Consider the following 17,090-nt stretch of genomic DNA (forward strand, 5'->3'; position numbering starts at 1 on the left):
TGCCCTGGACCCGTTGGGGGGGATAATCCCCCCCAAACCCCCGTATACCTGAACGGATGCAGAAAAATTACCTGTTCCAAAGTAGACGCGGTATAGATGCGGTATAATGAACGAATGAAACAGAAATGGAATAAGACGGGTTCAATCGAGATCGCCCGCACAAAGCTGTTTCAGGGTTTCCAACGCGGTTTCGTATTCGAAGAGGTCGATCTGCCGCAAAAACGGCCCCCAGTCCGCACCCAATCGTCGCTGCAACAGGACGGCGTTCTCGTGAACCAGAATGGCAACCGAAGTGTTGTCCTCCTCCAGCAGGCGGCGCACCTCCTTGAGCAGAAGACACTCCCGTTCCGGATCGCAGGGACTCGGGGCCGAAACAGCGGGGGGGTCCATCGCGATGCCATCCAGATCCACCTGCAGTTGCCGCATCTCCTGACGGCAGCGGGTGACCAGCTCGTCGCACTCCTCCGGGGCACCGTTTTCCTGCAGAAGCTGATTCAACCGTGTGGCCGGATCCGCCACGCGCCGCACCCCCAGCGTGGCGGAAACCCCTTTCAGGCCGTGAGCGATGCCTCGCGCCGCCTCCCGGTCGCCGTTGGCCAGCAGAAGACCGATCCGGTCCATATCCCCCTGATGCGAGGTGACGAAACGACGCAGATGGTGCAGGTATTTCAGTCCCTCCTGTCGCACCACGGCCAGCCCCTGAACCAGATCCAGGCCGGGAATCGCGCCCAGACGAAGGGCCAGTTCATCGGTGCTCAAAACCGCATCGGAGCCCGGCGACGCCGGAATCTCCTCCTCCAACGGCGGCAACCAGCGCAGCAATTTGCTGTTGAGCAGAGCCGGAACCACCGGTTTGGCGATGAAATCGTCCATGCCGGCATCGAGACAGGCCTGCCGATCCTCCTGGAAGGCGTTGGCGGTCATGGCCAGAACGGGCATGTCCGCCCAGTCGGCATTGGCGCGAATGGCCCGGGTGGTCTCCAATCCGTCCATCTCCGGCATCTGCATGTCCATCAACACCAGGGCATAGCGGTTGGTTTGCAGTTTCTCCAAGGCTATCCGACCGTTTTCCGCCGCATCGACGTGAAAACCCAAACCGCTCAGCAATTCCGTGGTCACGTCGCGATTGACGGGGTTGTCCTCCACCAGCAACAGGGCCGTGCCGGCATGCCGCATCAACTGTCTCTCCTGATCACCCGAGGCACCGCCGACTTCGGGAGGCGCCACATAACCCCGCTGCAGTCGGGCGGTGAACCAGAAGGTGCTGCCCAGTCCGGGTATGCTGGAGACCCCTGTCTCCCCGCCCATCAGATCGGCCAGATGGCGGGTGATGGCCAGCCCCAACCCGGTGCCGCCGAATTTGCGGTTGGTGGAGACATCCGCCTGCTCGAAAGCCTCGAACAGACGCGCCAACAACCCCTCCTCGACGCCGATACCCGTATCCGCCACCTCGAAACGCATCAGCAACCCCGCCTCGTCCTCCCGCTGCACCCGTGCGCTCAGACGAATCGTGCCCCGTTCGGTGAACTTGATGGCGTTGCCGGCATAGTTGAGCAGGGCCTGCCGCAACCGGGTCAAATCGCCGAGCAACCAGCGGACACCGGGGTCGCACTCCACCTCGATGCTCAGACCTTTGGCGCGGGCCTGGGCGGCAATCAGGGAATGGACGTGGTTCAACAGGGCCGAAAGGGCGAAATGGCTCTGTTCCAGCTTGATCCCGCCCGCCTCGATCTTGGACAGATCCAGGATGTCGTTGATGATGGAGAGCAGGTGTTGCGCCGCCGCGTCGATCTTGTCGAGATGCTCGCTCTGGCGGCGCCCGAGCCCATCACGACGCAACAGATGGGTCAGACCGAGAATGGCGTTCATCGGGGTGCGGATTTCGTGGCTCATGTTGGCCAGAAAGGCGCTCTTGGCCCGGTTGGCCGATTCCGCCTCCTCCTTGGCCTGGGCGAGCTCACGGGTGCGGGTCTCCACCAGCTCTTCCAGGTGGTGCCGGTACTCCTCCAACTGGGCTTCGGCCTGCTTGCGCCCGGTGATGTCCAGACTGATGCCCGAGAGACCCAGCGGTTGGCCCGTATCGTCCCAACGCGCCTTGCCCTTGCTGACGATCCAGCGTATCTCCCCGGAATCCCGACGCCGGATGCGGAATTCGATCTCGAAGGGGATGCGGCTCTCCAGCGACTGCCGCCATTGGGCCTCGACCCGGGGCCGATCCTCCGCAGAGACCCGTTCGCGCCAGTCGGCATCGCTTTTCATCTCCTCTCCGAAGGCGCCGAAAAGCCGTGCGCACTCCGGGGAGCAGAAGAACCGGTTGCTGCGTATGTCCCAATCCCAGATGCCGACATGGGCCCCTTCCTGGGCCATGCGGGAGCGCTGTTCGCTCTCCTGCAGCGCCGCGTTGACGAACTCGGCCCGGGCGCGCTGGGCCATGGCGTCTTCCATCAGATTGAGGGCGGCGAGCCGGCCCCGGCGCTGCTCCTCCACGACCGCTTTCTGATTGGCGAGCAGAGCCTGCTCCACCAGCTTGCGGGCGGTGATGTCCTGCACCGTGCCGTGAAGGGCGCTGACACGGCCATCCTCCCCCCGGATGGCGCGTCCCCGGGCGATGATCCAACGCCGCCCGCCGTCGGGACGTCGCACCTCGGCTTCGTGTTCGTACTCCTCCCCCGTGTTCAGGCAATGCTCCACTTTGGTCGACAACCCCTGCCAGGACTCCGGGGAAAAGTAGCGGCAAACCTCGGGATAGACCGCGGGCAGCAGCGTGGTATCCCGGCCATAGATGCGGAAGATCTCCTCCGACCAGGTGTGCCGGTTGCCGGCGATATCCCAGTGCCAGTTGCCGATGCCTGCCAGCCGCTGGGCCTCCAGCAGGTTGCGGCCCTTCTCCCGCAGCTCCTCCTGCATGCGATGATGGTAGGCGCTCTGCTCGGCGGACAAGCGGGTGAGTTCCTGCCGCTGCTCCCTGCGCCACATCCATTCGCTCAACACGCCTCCGAGCAGGATCGGAAAGAGGAAAACCCCGATCAACAACCCCTCGGAGACGGCGCCCGGCAGAAGTTCGCGCGCCCGCAGGGCCAGCACCACCCATCCCGCCACCCCGAGGTAGCCGGCAAGACGGCCCAGTCGACCGCTCCATCCGACAGGGAGAGTGGGCAGGGTCATGGATGTTCCCCCGTTTCGGTCTCCTTGAGGAAACCCAGCGGATAGGGCGCTTCCCGTCCCAGTTCGAGGGAGAGGACGTTGATGCGCTGTTTGAGTTCGATCATGTCCCGCTCCCGCCCGACCATGGCCCGGTTGAAGCGTTCCAGCTCCTCGTTGCGTTTGACCACCTCCTCGGCCTGCTGCCGCCGTTCCGCCTCGACGTTCTTCAGTTCCGTGACGTCGCGGGCGATGCCGAAGGTGCCCATGGCCTCCCCGGCGGCATTGCGCAACACCCCCTTGAAGGTCAGGAAAACCCGCATGCCCCGGGTGGTGAGCAGGGTCTCCTCCCGCACTTCGTTGCGATTGGCGGCCAGGATCCGCTGATCGGAAGAACGCACCATTTCGGCCTGTTCGGCGGGGAAGATGGCCCGGTCGTCGTTGCCCAGAACCTCCCTCTCCGACTTGCCGACAAAGCGGCCCGCGGACTGGTTGAACAGGATGTACCGGCCTTCCGGATCCTTGGCGAAGATGGCGTCCTCGGAACTTTCGGCAATGCTGTCCAACAGTTGCAGCGCCCGCAGCCGCTCTTCCCGGGCCTGATGCACCTCCGTGGCCAGAGCGAGCTGTTCACTGCGACGCAGCAGGGCCAGCGCCGTGGCGGTGGCGATCAGGGCCAGAACGCCGGCCAGAACGATCCAGGCCGCGTTGCTGAAGGCCTGTTTGTACAATTCGGCCTGATCCATCTTGGCTATCAGGCCCCAGTCCGTCCCCGGAATCGACCGGGCCACACCCATGGCCGCCGCACCGCGATAGTCGAGCCCGGAGAGAAGCTCCCCCGAGGCAACCTCGCCCCGCAGAAACTGGGCCGAAAGAAGCTCCCGGTTATTCAGCGGGAGTCGCAGGCGCATGGCGGTGTGTTTCTGGTGGCGCAATTCGTTGAGAAAGAGTACCTGATCACCCTCGCGCCGGAAGAGCAGGGTTTCGCCGCTTTGGCTCGGCGCGGGCCAGAATTGCAGCACGGGAAAGAGCCATTCGGCCAGATCGGCCTGCAGCACGAACCAGGGGGGCGATTCGGGCACCCCCGCGAGGGGCATCACGAAATCGAGTCGCGCGCGGCCATCCCGCCCGAGAAACGGCCCCACCGCCTGAACCCTCTCCGCCCCTCCTCCGGCTCGCAGCCCGGCCACCGAGGGGGAGTCGGAATCCTCCTCCGTACTCCAGAGAGTGTGGCCCTGGTCATCCTGCAACAGGACGTCGGAAAAACCGTGGTTGTGGCGCAACTGTTCCAGTCGGCTGAACAGACGGCGCCCGGCGGCTTCGTCCTTCTGCTCCCGCCACAGGGAGTAGTCGTTGGCCAGATTGGGGCTGTTGCTGCTGAATTCGGCGTCTCCCAGACGCTCCCTCATCCAGTCGCTGATCAGGCGGGTTTTGAGGTCGGCGATGATGAGCAGTCGGGCGAAGGCCTCTTCCCGATGCTGGGTGAAGGTGAAGATGATGCCCGCGACGGTGGAGAGGACGATACCCACCAGAATCAGGGAGAAAAACTTCCCGAAACGACCCGAGCCGCGCGAAACCGTCGGGCGACCGCACCAGACCATACGGCGCAGCATGACGTAGAGCAGCAGCGCGGTGAAGGTCACGAAGAAGCAGCCCTTGAGCATGCTGACCAGGGTGATGTCCGCCGGATTGCGGAACAACCAGGCCACCAGACTGTCGGACAGGAGGATCCACAAGGCGGCGAACAGCACATAAAGCATGACAACCAGCAGAACGCGCTCCCGGTCGGGGGGCTCCCCCGGAGAGGCGGCAGGAGGTGACTCGCGGGGCGCGGACACGATCAGCCGCCCGGTGGCCGGGCGGCGGGGGGCAGATGAATCGTGGCCACGACCGTATTGCCGTTGCCGCGATATTCCAGATGGTCGAAACTGAGTCGGCCCGCCATGGCGATGCCGCGTCCGTGCAGATCGAAGGCGCGCTCGGGGCAGAAATCGAGGAAGCCCCGCCAATCGAAGCCGATGCCCTCGTCGCGGATGGTGAAGTGCAGACTATCCGCTTTCCGTTCGAAGGACACCTCGACCTGGCGGTTGCCGAAGTGGGGGGTTTGCAGGCGACGTTCGATCTCCTCCGACCAGGTTCCCTCCATCAACAGGGCGCTTTTTTCCCGGTAGTCGATTTCCAGGTTGCCGTGTTCCACGGCGTTGATCAGCAGCTCCTGCAGTCCCAGGACGGCGCGTTCCGGTTCGGGACAGGCGTGGGCCAGGGAGTGGGCCAAGAGGCGTCCCTCGTCGAGATCGCGAAAGCGGAAGGCCCCGGACTGCAACAGGGCGAAGGGCCGTTCGGCCTTGCGCACGCTGGCCACCATCTCCCGCCACTCCCGTGCCTGCTGCAGGGCGGCGTGAACCACGGCCAGCAGCACCTCGGGCTGGAACGGCTTGGTCAGATAGTAGTAGGCCCCCTGTTCCAGACCTTCGCGAATGCTGTTCTTGTCCCCCTGCACGGTCTCCACGATCACCGGGGTTCGGGAGAGAGAGGCGTTGCCCTTGATGCGCCGCAACAGCTCCATGCCGTCCAGACCGGGCATGATGCGGTCCAGCAGGATGACATCGTAGCCGGGCTGCTCCTCCTGCAGGCGGGACCAGGCCGTCAGACCGTCCGGGCAGACGGTGACCTGAAAGCCTTGGGGTTCGAGCAGATCGTGAATGATGGTGGCGATGATCTCCTCGTCTTCGGCCAGCAGGATGCGCGCCGGGGCCTCGTTCATCGCGGGGGGATCTCCTTCCCGACTTCCCGGCGGGCAATGCGGCAGAAGGCCTCGAAACGGGAGTCGAAGATTTCCACCAATTGCGGATCGAAATGGCGACCGCGTCCGTCCAGCAGGATGGAGCGCGCCTGCTCGCAGGAGAAGGGCTCTTTGTAAACCCGCGCGGAGATCAGGGCGTCGAAGACGTCCGCCACGGCCATCAGGCGCGCGGCGAGGGGAATGGCCTCCCCGGCCAGTTTGTCGGGATAACCCGAACCGTCCCATTTCTCATGGTGCCAATGGGCGATTTCCCGGGCCAGGGTCAGAAAGACCAGAGGGGAGTCGGCATCCTGCTGGGCCAGAGCGATGGCATCGGCGCCCAGACGGGAATGGGTCTTCATGACGGACCACTCCCGCCGGGTGAGCGGGCCGGGTTTACGAAGAATGGCGTCGGGAATGCCCACCTTGCCGATATCGTGCAGGGGCGCGGAACGGACCAGCAGGTCGATGCCGCGTTCGGTCAGAAGGTCGGTGTAGAGTCCCCGGTCGACCAGTCCCCGGGCCAACTCCCGCACATACCCCTGGGTGCGCAGAATATGGTTGCCCGTTTCCAGATCCCGCGTCTCCGCCAGAAGCGCCAGGGCGCGGATGGCCACCATCTGGATGCGTTCGTTTTCCGCCATGCGCCGGGTCACTTCCGCTTCCAGCCAGGCGTTCTGATCCCGCAGGCGGTTGTGGGCCTGCACCAGTTCCAGTTGGGTGCGCACCCGTGCCAGCAGTATCGGCGGCACGATGGGCTTGGTGATGTAGTCGACCGCGCCGGCCTGAAACCCGTGCAATTCGGCATCGATGGTGTTCATGGCGGTGATGAAGATGACCGGAATGTGGCGGGTGGCGGGATGGTGTCGCAGTTGATCGAAGACCTGATAGCCGTCCAGATCCGGCATCATGACATCGAGCAGGATCAGGTCCGGCACCGGGTCGCTGGCGGCGATGCGCAGGACCTTGCTGCCCGAGGTCGTGGCCCGCACCAGGTAATAGGGCTGCAACAGCTCGCAGAATACGGCAAGATTTTCGGGGGAGTCATCCACAACCAACACGGTAGACGATTTTTGTTCAGTCATCACCGGCGTTTCCCCCAACGTCTGTCTGTTTGATGGGGAGAGGACCTTCCGGCCCCGGAAGCGTTTGTTCCGTCAACCCCTTGCAGAAAGGAGAATAGTCTCATTTCCCGTTGACTTGCAAGTACATCCTGCGCCTTTCGCCATCCCGGAAACGAAGCGTCGCGCGGGTCTTTCGCTCCGAGGAACGGACAGAAGCGTTTGTCGGTAACGGGAGATGCGCCGCAACGGAAAGATTCTTTGCCAAATCGCGTCGGATACCAACATAATTGCCGGGCGAATCGAGACGGATTCCACATCCTTCACCCCGACACAGCCGGCGGAACAAAACCATGCAGCCACCGTTCGACCCGCTTCAAATCCTTGCATCCTGGCTACCGCCCCGCCGCTGGCTGATGGTCGTCACCGATGCACAGGTCTCCCTGACCAATCGGGAGTCTCTCGGACTGGGCAAGAGCGTCTCCTTCCCCCAGAGCCCCGCCGGACAGGAACTTTTCCGCAAACACCTCGCCAGGGAGACCCCGAACACACCGGTGCTCTTCCTGGTGGATATCCTGGAAGAGGAGATGCGGCGGGAGGAGATTCCCCGCCTGTGGCCCCTCGACCGCTGGCAATTGATGCGCTCCCGCCTGGAGCGGCTCTTTCCCACCACCCCGTTCCGCATCTCGGTGGCCCAGGGGATCGAACGTCCCGGCATCGAGCGCGTCCTCTTCGCCGGGCTGACCAACCCCGCGCCGCTGCTGCCCTGGATCGAACTGCTGCGGGAGCGGGGTTGCCTCGCCGGTGGAATCTGGACCATTCCCCATCTCGGCAGCCACCTGTTGCGTCAGATCGGCTGGGGCCACGAACGGGACGCCATCCTGATCAGCCCCGGACCGGGCGGATTGCGACAGAGCTGTTTCCTGGCCGGCAAGGCGGCGGTCAGTCGTCTGGTGCCGCTGGCGGCGGGCAACGCCGAAGCCACCGCCGCCGCCGTGCTGCGGGAGTTGGAAAAGACCCGCCTCTACCTCAACAGCCAGCGGTTGATCTCCCTGGAAACCCCCCTCGACGCCTGTCTGCTCTTCCCCTCCGCGGTGACGGCGGCCCTTCGGGAGACTACCGCGCACCACACCGACGGCCATGTGCATTTCCAGCTTCTGGCCATGCCCGACGTGGCCCGTCGCCTGAATTGCCCCGCCACGGAGGATGCGGAACGCTTTTTCGCGGAGCTGATCTTCCGGGATCACCGGCGGGTGAACTCCTACAGTGTGCCCCGACAGGGCGGCCTGATGGAGAGCCGTTTCCCCCGTCTGGCCGCCTGGCTGCCCCCCCTCGGGACGCCCGTCAAACCCAAAGCGCCTCCGCCCCCCCCGGCCATGCGCCGTCTGGGCGATATCCTGGTGGAAAAAGGGGCCATCACCTTCGATCAACTCGAAATCGCCCTCACCGAACAGTTGCGCAACAACAAACCCCTGGGCCGCCTGCTGGTCTCCCTGGGCTTCATCACCGACAAACATCTGCGCGATCTGCTGGGTGAACTCCTGGATCAGCAGAGCGTCGATCTCTCCACCGGGGTGGTCGATCCCGAAGCCATGCAGATGGTGCCCAAGGAGTTCGCCAAGCGCCATCATGTGCTGCCCCTCTCCTGGAACGCCGAAAAGAAGCTGCTGGTGGTGGCCATGTCCAACACCCTGGACATGGCCACCCTCGACCGCCTGCTGGCCCGGCTGCCGCCGGGCAGCAACGTGGAGTCGAAACTGGCCACGGAAAACGAGGTGGCCGGCGCCATCGATGCCGTTTACGGCTTCGACCTCTCCCTGGACGGCATCCTGCGGGAGATCGAAAGCGGCGAAGTGGACCTGGAGAGTCTGGATACCGACCTCTCCGAGTTCAGCCATCCCATGGTGCGGCTGGTCAACGCCCTGCTCACCGACGCCATCAAACACGACGCCTCGGACATCCACGTCGGACCCATGGCCGGTTTCGTGCGCATCCGCTACCGGCTGGACGGCGTGCTGCGCCAGGTGCGCAGCCTGCACCGCAAGTTCCAGGCGGGGCTGATCGTGCGACTCAAGGTGATGTCGGGCATGAACATCGCCGAAAGCCGCATTCCCCAGGACGGCCACTTCACCTTCCAACTGGCCGGGCGCACCATCGATTTCAGGGTTTCCGTACAACCCACCATCCACGGGGAGAACATCGTGCTGCGGGTACTCGACCGGGCCAACCGGGTACTCGGGCTGGAACACCTGGGCCTCTCCCCCGAAAACCGCGACGCCATCGACACCATGATGCGCCGCCGGGAGGGCATCATTCTGGTGACCGGCCCCACCGGCAGCGGCAAGACCACCACCCTCTATTCCATGCTCTCCGCCCTCAACGTCGACGAAAGCAACGTCATGACCCTGGAGGACCCGGTGGAGTATCCCATGCGTTCGGTGTTGCAGACCTCGGTCAACGAGGCGGTCAACCTCGACTTCGTCACCGGCATCCGCTCCATTCTGCGCCAGGATCCGGACATCATCCTGGTCGGCGAGATCCGCGATCTGGAGACCGCCCAGATGGCCCTGCGCGCCGCCATGACCGGGCATCAGGTCTACAGCACGCTGCACACCAACTCCGCCCTGGGAGCCATTCCCCGTCTGCTCAACATCGGGCTGCAACCCGACATGCTGGCCGGCAACATCATCGGCATCGCCGCGCAACGCCTGGTGCGCCGCCTCTGCTCCAAATGCCGTCTGCCCCAACCCGCCGGCGCCGCCGAACGCGAAGCCCTCGGCCTCGGGGAGGACGGCGAACCCCTCACCCTCTATCATGCCGGCGGCTGCCCCGCCTGCAACGGCTCCGGCTACCGCGGACGACTCTGCATCCTGGAGTCGGTCATCCTGGACGACGACTTCGACGACATGATCTCCCGCAAGGCCTCTCCCGGCGAATTCCGCCGTCTGGCACGGGACAAGGGGCTCTCCACCATGGCCCAGGATGCCGCGCGTCACGTCCGGCTGGGTGAAACCACCCTCGAAGAGATCGGTCGCATTCTCGGGCGGCGGGTTGTCCACTGAAGGAGCGAAACATGGCAACCTACATCTACAAAGCCACCACCCAGGACGGCAAAATCCGCAAAGGCCGCATGGAGGCCGCCAACCTCGACGAACTGGAACTGCGCCTCGACCGGCTGGGCCTGCTGCTGGTCAACCAGAAGGCCCTGGACGAAAAGGCCCGCGCCGGTGGCCTGTTCCGCTCCCGTGGGGTGCGCCGCAAGGATATCCTGCTCTTCTGCTTCCACATGGAGCAGTTGACCCGCGCCGGCGTGCCCATTCTGGAGGGTCTCTCCGGCTTTCGCGACGGCGTGGAAAACGCCCGCCTCAAGGATGTGGCCGTCTCCCTGGTGGAAAACGTCGAGAGCGGCAAAACCCTCTCCGAGGCCCTCTCCGTCCACCCCCACATGTTCAACGCCATCTTCGTGCAGCTGATCAACATGGGGGAGCGCACCGGGCAGCTCGACACCATCTTCCAGGATCTGGCCGCCTCCCTGAAGTGGGAGGACGAACTCCTGGCCCAGGCCAAAAAGGTGATGATCTATCCGGCCATGGTGGGCACCGTGGTCTCGGGCCTGATCTTCTTTCTGATGATCTACCTGGTGCCCCAGTTGATGGAGTTCATCGTCGGCATGGGGGATAAACCGCCCGCCCACACCCTGGCCCTCATCGCCACCTCCGATTTCGTGGTGGCCTGGTGGCCCGCGCTGATCAGCCTGCCGCTGGCCATCGCGGCGTTGATCTCCTTTCTCAAACGACTCAGCAAGGATTTTCACCGCGAATACGACCGCTACAAGCTCAAGATCTGGCTCTTCGGACCCCTGATGCGCAAAATCATCCTGGTGCGTTTCGCCAACGCCTTCGCCCTGATGTACAAATCGGGCATCACCGTGCTGGAAAGCATTCAGATCTGCGAAGAGCTGGTGGGCAACCTGGCCATGCGCGGCGCTCTCGAACAGGTGCGGCAGCACGTCTCCGAAGGCAAGGACATCACCTCCAGCTTCGCCGAGGTGGGGCTCTTCCCCCCCCTGGTGCTGCAGATGATCCGGGTGGGCGAAAGCACCGGCGGTCTGGATCGCTCCCTGAAAAACGCCAGCTACTTTTTCGACCGCGAGGTCAAGGAGACCATCGGGCGGCTGGAGACCATGATCGAGCCGATGATGACCCTCTCCCTGGCCTTCGTTCTGGGCTGGGTGATCCTGTCGGTTCTGGGACCGATCTACGACATCATCTCCAAGCTCTGAAACCCGGTCGATCATGCCGACGACGCTGCTCCTCTACGCCACGAATCACCATCTGATCGTGCATCCCTGGAACGGAAGGGCCTTCGAGGGCTCCATCCGTTTCATCCACGGGGGGGAGGAGAAGGAGCGCTTCCTGTCGTATCTCGACGGCGTACCCGGACCGTTGACCATCTGCATCCTCACCGATCTGACCGAAGAGGAGATGAAGCAGGAGGAGTTGCCCCGCCTCAATCCCCTCAACCGCAATCAACTGCTGCAACGCCGCGCCAAACGCCTGTTGCGGCACCCCGCCTTTCAGTATGTGCTGCCCCTGAAGCGCGGCGCCAAAGGCGAAAAGGATACCGTTCTCTACAGCGGCCTCTCCAACCCCGAAAGCACCCTGATCGCCTGGCTCGATCTGCTGCTGGAACGACGCATCGCCGTGGCGGGCATCTGGTCGGTGCCGCTGCTCACCCCGCCGCTGCTGGCCGACTTCGCCGATTTCCGCCAGGAAAACGTCATGCTGCTCTCCATCGGCTCCGGCGGACTGCGGCAGACCTTCTTGAAACACGGCCGCATGCGTCTCAGCCGCCTGAGCATCGTGCCCCCCCTGGAGAGCGAGCAACTGTTGCCCTTTCTGCACGGCGAGATCGCCCGCATGATGGGCTATCTCTCCAGCCAGCGCATGTTCGTCTGGGGCGAGGCGATGCATGTCCACCTGCTGTGCAGTCCCACCATGCTGACCACGATCCGGCAGGGACCGTCGGAGGTGGGAAACTACCACATCCATCCCATCGACGCCGCCCAGGTCACCGCCAAACGGAGCCTGGAGCCCTTCGTGCCGACGGACAACATCATGGATCCGCTCTTCGGCCAGTACGTCATCGAAGGCCTGGCCAAAAACCATTATGCCCGTCCCGCCGATATCCGCTATCATACCATGCAGCGCCTGCGCCGGGGGCTGCACCTCTCCTCGCTGGTCCTCGTCCTCCTGGCGCTGATCGCCTCGGGGGTCATGATCTACCGGGGACTCACCATGGCCAACCACTTGCCCGAGATGATCCAGCGCAGCCAGGTTCTGGAGAACAAGAGCAAGCAGCACCAGGTGAATGGCAAATCCCTGCCGGAGATTCAGCAGATTCTCGAAGCCATGCAACGCATCGACGCCCTGGAAAAGGGGAGCGGCGATCCGCGCAGCCTCTTCCAGCTCTTCGGCCCGGTCTTTGCAGCCTTTCCGGCGATGCAGCTCGACGAGATCGAGTGGTCCACCGATCCGGACCCGGCCCGCAACCTGGGGGAGAAGACCCCCGCTCCGGGGAGACCCCCGCCGCCTGCCGGCAAAGGCCCCGCCACAACCTCCGGCAGCGAGCAGACGGCGCTCTTTTCGGGGCGGGTTCAGCCCATGCCCAAGGATCTGAAAGAGACGGTGGCCATGATGGATGACCTGCTCAAGGCCTTGCGACGGCTTCCCGGAGTATTGCAGGTACAGGCCGTGCGCATGCCCATGAATCTGGGGGAGAACACCCTGATCCAGGGGCGTGGCAAAAGCGTCGGGGAAGAGGCCGGCGCCGGGGCCTTCAGTCTGAAAATCCTCTACACCACCCCCCCGAAGCCATGAACGCGACCCTGATCGACTGGTCCTTCCTGAGCCGGGCCTTGTGGATCGGACTCGCTTCGCTGATCTTTTCCATACTGCTGATCTGGGGCAGTCTGGAATATATGAACTGGATCGAAGAGAGTTTTCACATGATCCACGAACGCTACTACGCCCTGCAGGGACGGCAGCGGAAGTTCGAGGAGCAGTCGATGCTGCTGGAAAAGGCCCTGCCCCGCTTCGAAGCCCTGCGGCGGAAGGGGGTCATCGGCGCGGAACCACGGGTCAAGTGGCTGGAAACCATCCAGCAGGCGGAAGCCACCCTGAAGCTGCCGGGCCCGATTCAGTTCAAGCTGAATCCGCCGCAGCACATCAAACCGGCCAACGCCACCCTCTCCCGACAAAGCTACCCCTTGTGGACCAGTCGCATGGAACTGGGATTGGGACTGCTGCACGAAGGGGATCTGATGGCCTTTTTCGATTTCCTCGACCGCGCCGATACGGGTATCGTACAACCCCGGCAGTGCAAGCTGCACCGGGTGCGGACGCCGGGGCTGGAACTGGAGAGCGGCGGCTTGGCCGTGCATGTGGAGGCGAGCTGTCTGTTGGACTGGATGACCCTGCGCGAACCGGCGGGAGAGCCGCGATGAGACCCCTTCGCGGCATCGCGGCGCTGCTGCTGTCGGCCTGGGCGGTTCCGGGGAGCGTCGGGCTCGCCACCGGAATCCCCGGCCCCTGGGAAAAGAGCGGTCGCCTGTTCAGCACGCCGGAAATGCGCCAGCGGCTGGACCGCCTGCGCCAGGGGGTGGTGGACCCGGAGCCGCGTGCCGTGGTGGAACAGCCCCCGGCGGCTTCGCCACCGACGGCGCCGGAAGAGACCGCCGAGAAACCGATCCCGCCCGCTACCCCCAAAGAGGGTCAGGGCCCGCTGCTGTTGTCCCTGGGAGGGCTGCTGCGCCGGGACGACGGTCGTTGCGTGGCCTGGCTGGACGGCAAACCGGTGGAGGTCGGCCACGGTTTCGACGGAGTGGGCTATCGGGTGCTGCCCTCGTGCGATCCGGCCAGGGGACTGGCCATTCGAACGGCCACCTCCGAGCGCACGCTCTACCTCAAAAGCGGACAGGTGTTGAATCTCACGGATCAACAGATTCGCGAAGGCCGTCGTCCGCCGCAGCCCCCTCCCGAGGAGACGGTGAAAACCGCCGCCAAAACCACGGAGGAGAGCGCCGCCAGGGAGAAGAAACCCACCGTTCCGGTGCCCGACGAAAAGGGCGAGTCCATGTCCCAGGAGACCATCGCCGAGTTGAGCAAACGCCTGGAATCGATGATGGGAAGCGGTGGATTTGGTAGTATTTTTAACATGTTAAAGGATTTGCAACATGTCCTCAACGGTCCGAAGCCCTGAGCGGGGCGCAGCCATGCTGCTCACCCTGACGTTGCTGGTCATGGCAGGCATCGCCTTTGCCCTCGACTCACTGTTGCTGAAGAGTTCACGGGTCAAGGACGACGCACGGGCCTTCCGGCAACTCTCCCAGGCCAAGGAGGCGCTGCTCTCCTACGCCGGGGCCAACGACCGCGTGGCCCAATTGGGCCGTCTGCCCTGTCCCTTCCTGGGCAATATCGCCGACTACGACAGCGACGGCACTTCCGGGGCCTGCGGCGGCGACAATCTGCTCGCCCTCGGGTTGCTGCCCTGGAAAACCCTCGGACTTCCCAATCTGCGGGACGGCAGCTTCGCGCCCATCGTCTACGCCGTGGCCGGGGCCTACAAGCTGGGCTCCACCACGGCCACCCCGCCGTTTCCCACCGGGAATCTGACCCTCAACAACAGCGGGGACCACGTGGCTTTCCTCATCGCGCCGGGCGATCCCCTCTCCAACCAGACCCGGCTGTTGAGCAGCACGCTGATCAGTCAACGCACCCAGTTTCTGGAGAAGGTGGCCGCCACCCCGGATACCGACTTCGAATTGCGCAAGATCGACCTGGCCTCTTCCACACCGGTGGCCAACCGTTTCAACGACCGTCTGCTGGCCGTCAGCCAGAACGATCTGATCTACGCGGTCACGCGGAATTGATGAACCCGTCAGGAAAAGAATCATGACGCCGAAACGTACCCTGCGAACCGTCCACCAACCCTCCCGGGGCTTCTCGCTGATCGAGGTGACCATGGCCGTGGTGGTGCTTGGCCTGATGGTGACCTCATCCATCTCCGTGATCAGCATACAGCGGGAGAAGATGCAGCGCGAAAAGGCCAGCGTCGCCCTGGAGAGCGTCAAGGAGGCCCTGAAGTGGTTCGCCATCTCCCGGGGTTATCTGCCCTGCCCGGACACGGACCACGACGGCCAGGAAAACAGCACCGCCGGAACCTGCGACGCACTCTTCGGCCTGTTGCCCTGGTCCGATCTCGGCCTGCAGCCCTTCGACCCCTGGGGCAATCCCTACACCTACCACGTCTCCTCCACCTACGCCAACGGCACGGCCATCAGCGGCACCAGCGCCGGGGAGTTGACCATCCTGGATGAAGCCGGGCAGACCGTGGCCAGCAATGTTCCGGTGGTGGTGGTCTCCCACGGGCACAACGCTTTCGGGCGGTACACCCGCGCCTCTTCGCCCCTGAGCCGCCTGCCCCTCGATCCCAATGACATCGCCAACGTTTCCGAGCGGGCCAACGCCGACGCCGACACCCGTTTCGCCGCCAATCCCGCCGATCCGCTGATCAACACCTACGTGGCCGGAGCCGGAGACGACACCCTCATCTGGCTCTCCCCCCTCACCCTGAAAAATGCCATGGTCACCGCCGGGCTCTCCCTCTCCACGGTGACCACCACCTCGATCCCCACCACCTCGATCCCCACCACCTCGACGTCCACGTCGACTTCCACCTCGACCTCCACGTCGGTTCCGACGACCACAACCTCGGTGTCAACCACCACCACTTCGGCCCCGACCACCACCACCTCGGCCCCGACCACCACCACCTCGGTATCCACCACCACCACCTCGGTGCCAACCACCACCACCTCGGTATCCACCACCACCACCTCGGTGCCGACCACCACCACCTCCGTGGCCACCACCACCTCGGTGCCGACCACTTCCACCACCTCGACCTCCACCTCGGTGCCGACCACCACCACCTCCGTGGCCACCACCACCTCGGTGCCAACCACCACCACCTCCGTGGCCACCACCACTTCGGTGCCGACCACGTCCACCACGACCTCGACATCGACCACCTCGACATCGACGACAACAACAACCGTCTCCGCCACCGCAGGGTACCTCTACCAGGGCGCCAACTACACCTGCTACGACGACCGGCCGACGGTGATGACCCAGGCAACGGGTGCCTCCCGATTCGTCGACGGCGACCGGGCCAGGGTTTCCAACTCTGGCTGCCTCAGTCTGCCCAACAACAACCCCATGTATTTTTACGGCACCTTCACCGGCTCGGCAGCCCTCTCCGGGGGCGGCAACACCATTCGCATGCGCATCGAGGACGGTTTCGGGCGCATCGAATGCACCTTCGTCATCAGTTCCGCCGGGGCCTTCAGTTGCGGCGGCTACGCCGGCACCATCACCAAATCCTCCACCACCACCGGAACGTTCAAGATCAATCTGGGAGCAAACAACTTGACCAACCTCTCCCTGCTGGAAGTCGAGGTGCGCACCTCGGTAAGCTCCATTACCTTCCCCATCATGTGTATGGGCACCTGTGGCCAATAGGAGAAGAGGAGCCATGAAATCCACCTCGCACCCGGAAAAGGGTTTCACCCTGATCGAAATGGCCCTGGTGCTGGTCATTGCCGCCCTGATGATCGGCGGGGCCATCGACGCCATCCGCGCCCAGACCCAGAAGCGCCGTTTCGACAAGACCCAGGATCAGTTGACCGATATCCGGGAGTCGATCATCGGCTTTGCCGTGGCCAATGGACGGCTGCCCTGTCCCGATACCGATTTCGACGGGCGGGAAAACCGCGCCGCCGGGGCCTGCGTGGCCAACGCCAGCGGGCAGTTCACCGGGGTCGTGCCCTGGACCGATCTGGGCCTGCTGCCGATGGATCCCTGGAACCACCTCTTCAGTTATCAGGTCACCGGCATCTTCGCCGACGACACCGCGCTGAACACCCTCAACGGCTGCGTGGAGACCCCCACCCGCTCCTCCTTCCCCCTGACCTGTTCCGGTGGGGCGGACATCACCATCCGGGACAACGCCGGGACCGATCTGGCCACCCAGATTCCGGCCATCTT

The 17,090-nt window shown here is 64.1% G+C and carries 12 protein-coding genes; 8 read left to right on the top strand and 4 right to left on the bottom strand.

Annotated elements, in window-relative coordinates:
* Positions 1 to 141 precede the first annotated feature (141 nt).
* The 4 genes from HQL56_10855 to HQL56_10870 are packed head-to-tail and all read right to left on the bottom strand — an operon-like array spanning position 142 to position 7,008.
* Entirely contained in the window at positions 142 to 3,165 is a 3,024-nt protein-coding gene (locus HQL56_10855; protein MBF0310015.1) for a PAS domain-containing protein, read from the bottom strand.
* A complete protein-coding gene (locus HQL56_10860) occupies positions 3,162 to 4,979 on the bottom strand; it encodes a PAS domain-containing protein (GenBank protein MBF0310016.1) in 1,818 nt (605 codons plus the stop codon). Before HQL56_10860 ends, HQL56_10855 begins: the two co-directional genes overlap by 4 nt.
* Before the next feature lie 2 nt (positions 4,980 to 4,981).
* Positions 4,982 to 5,905: a response regulator gene (locus tag HQL56_10865; protein ID MBF0310017.1), complete on the bottom strand. Its 924-nt coding sequence runs from the start codon at positions 5,903 to 5,905 to the stop codon at positions 4,982 to 4,984.
* Entirely contained in the window at positions 5,902 to 7,008 is a 1,107-nt protein-coding gene (locus tag HQL56_10870) for a response regulator (protein MBF0310018.1), read from the bottom strand. The genes HQL56_10865 and HQL56_10870 overlap by 4 nt, the downstream gene beginning before the upstream one ends.
* Before the next feature lie 1,352 nt (positions 7,009 to 8,360).
* On the opposite strand from HQL56_10870, the gene HQL56_10875 reads away from it, so the two are divergent.
* The 8 genes from HQL56_10875 to HQL56_10910 all read left to right on the top strand — a co-directional run.
* Entirely contained in the window at positions 8,361 to 10,046 is a 1,686-nt protein-coding gene (locus HQL56_10875; GenBank protein ID MBF0310019.1) for a type II/IV secretion system protein, read from the top strand.
* Between the two features lie 11 nt (positions 10,047 to 10,057).
* Positions 10,058 to 11,266 (top strand): type II secretion system F family protein, encoded by a 1,209-nt coding sequence (locus HQL56_10880; GenBank protein MBF0310020.1) that lies wholly within the window; start codon positions 10,058 to 10,060, stop codon positions 11,264 to 11,266.
* Positions 11,267 to 11,279: 13 nt separating this feature from the next.
* Positions 11,280 to 12,863, top strand: coding sequence for a hypothetical protein (locus tag HQL56_10885; GenBank protein MBF0310021.1), 1,584 nt, complete (start codon positions 11,280 to 11,282; stop codon positions 12,861 to 12,863).
* A complete protein-coding gene (locus tag HQL56_10890) occupies positions 12,860 to 13,489 on the top strand; it encodes a hypothetical protein (protein ID MBF0310022.1) in 630 nt (209 codons plus the stop codon). Before HQL56_10885 ends, HQL56_10890 begins: the two co-directional genes overlap by 4 nt.
* The gene (locus HQL56_10895; protein ID MBF0310023.1) at positions 13,486 to 14,244 is read left to right on the top strand and encodes a hypothetical protein; all 759 of its coding nucleotides are present in this window, start codon (positions 13,486 to 13,488) and stop codon (positions 14,242 to 14,244) included. The genes HQL56_10890 and HQL56_10895 overlap by 4 nt, the downstream gene beginning before the upstream one ends.
* A complete protein-coding gene (locus tag HQL56_10900; protein ID MBF0310024.1) occupies positions 14,219 to 14,914 on the top strand; it encodes a hypothetical protein in 696 nt (231 codons plus the stop codon). The genes HQL56_10895 and HQL56_10900 overlap by 26 nt, the downstream gene beginning before the upstream one ends.
* A gap of 22 nt (positions 14,915 to 14,936) precedes the next feature.
* Positions 14,937 to 16,565 carry a type II secretion system protein gene (locus HQL56_10905; GenBank protein ID MBF0310025.1) on the top strand — a complete coding sequence of 543 codons (1,629 nt, stop codon included), beginning with the start codon at positions 14,937 to 14,939 and terminating at the stop codon, positions 16,563 to 16,565.
* Positions 16,566 to 16,578: 13 nt separating this feature from the next.
* Positions 16,579 to 17,090 (top strand): type II secretion system protein (locus HQL56_10910; GenBank protein MBF0310026.1); only part of this gene is annotated, 512 nt, incomplete at its 3' end.

This window comes from Magnetococcales bacterium (genome assembly GCA_015231925.1).
GTDB lineage: Bacteria > Pseudomonadota > Magnetococcia > Magnetococcales > JADGAQ01 > JADGAQ01.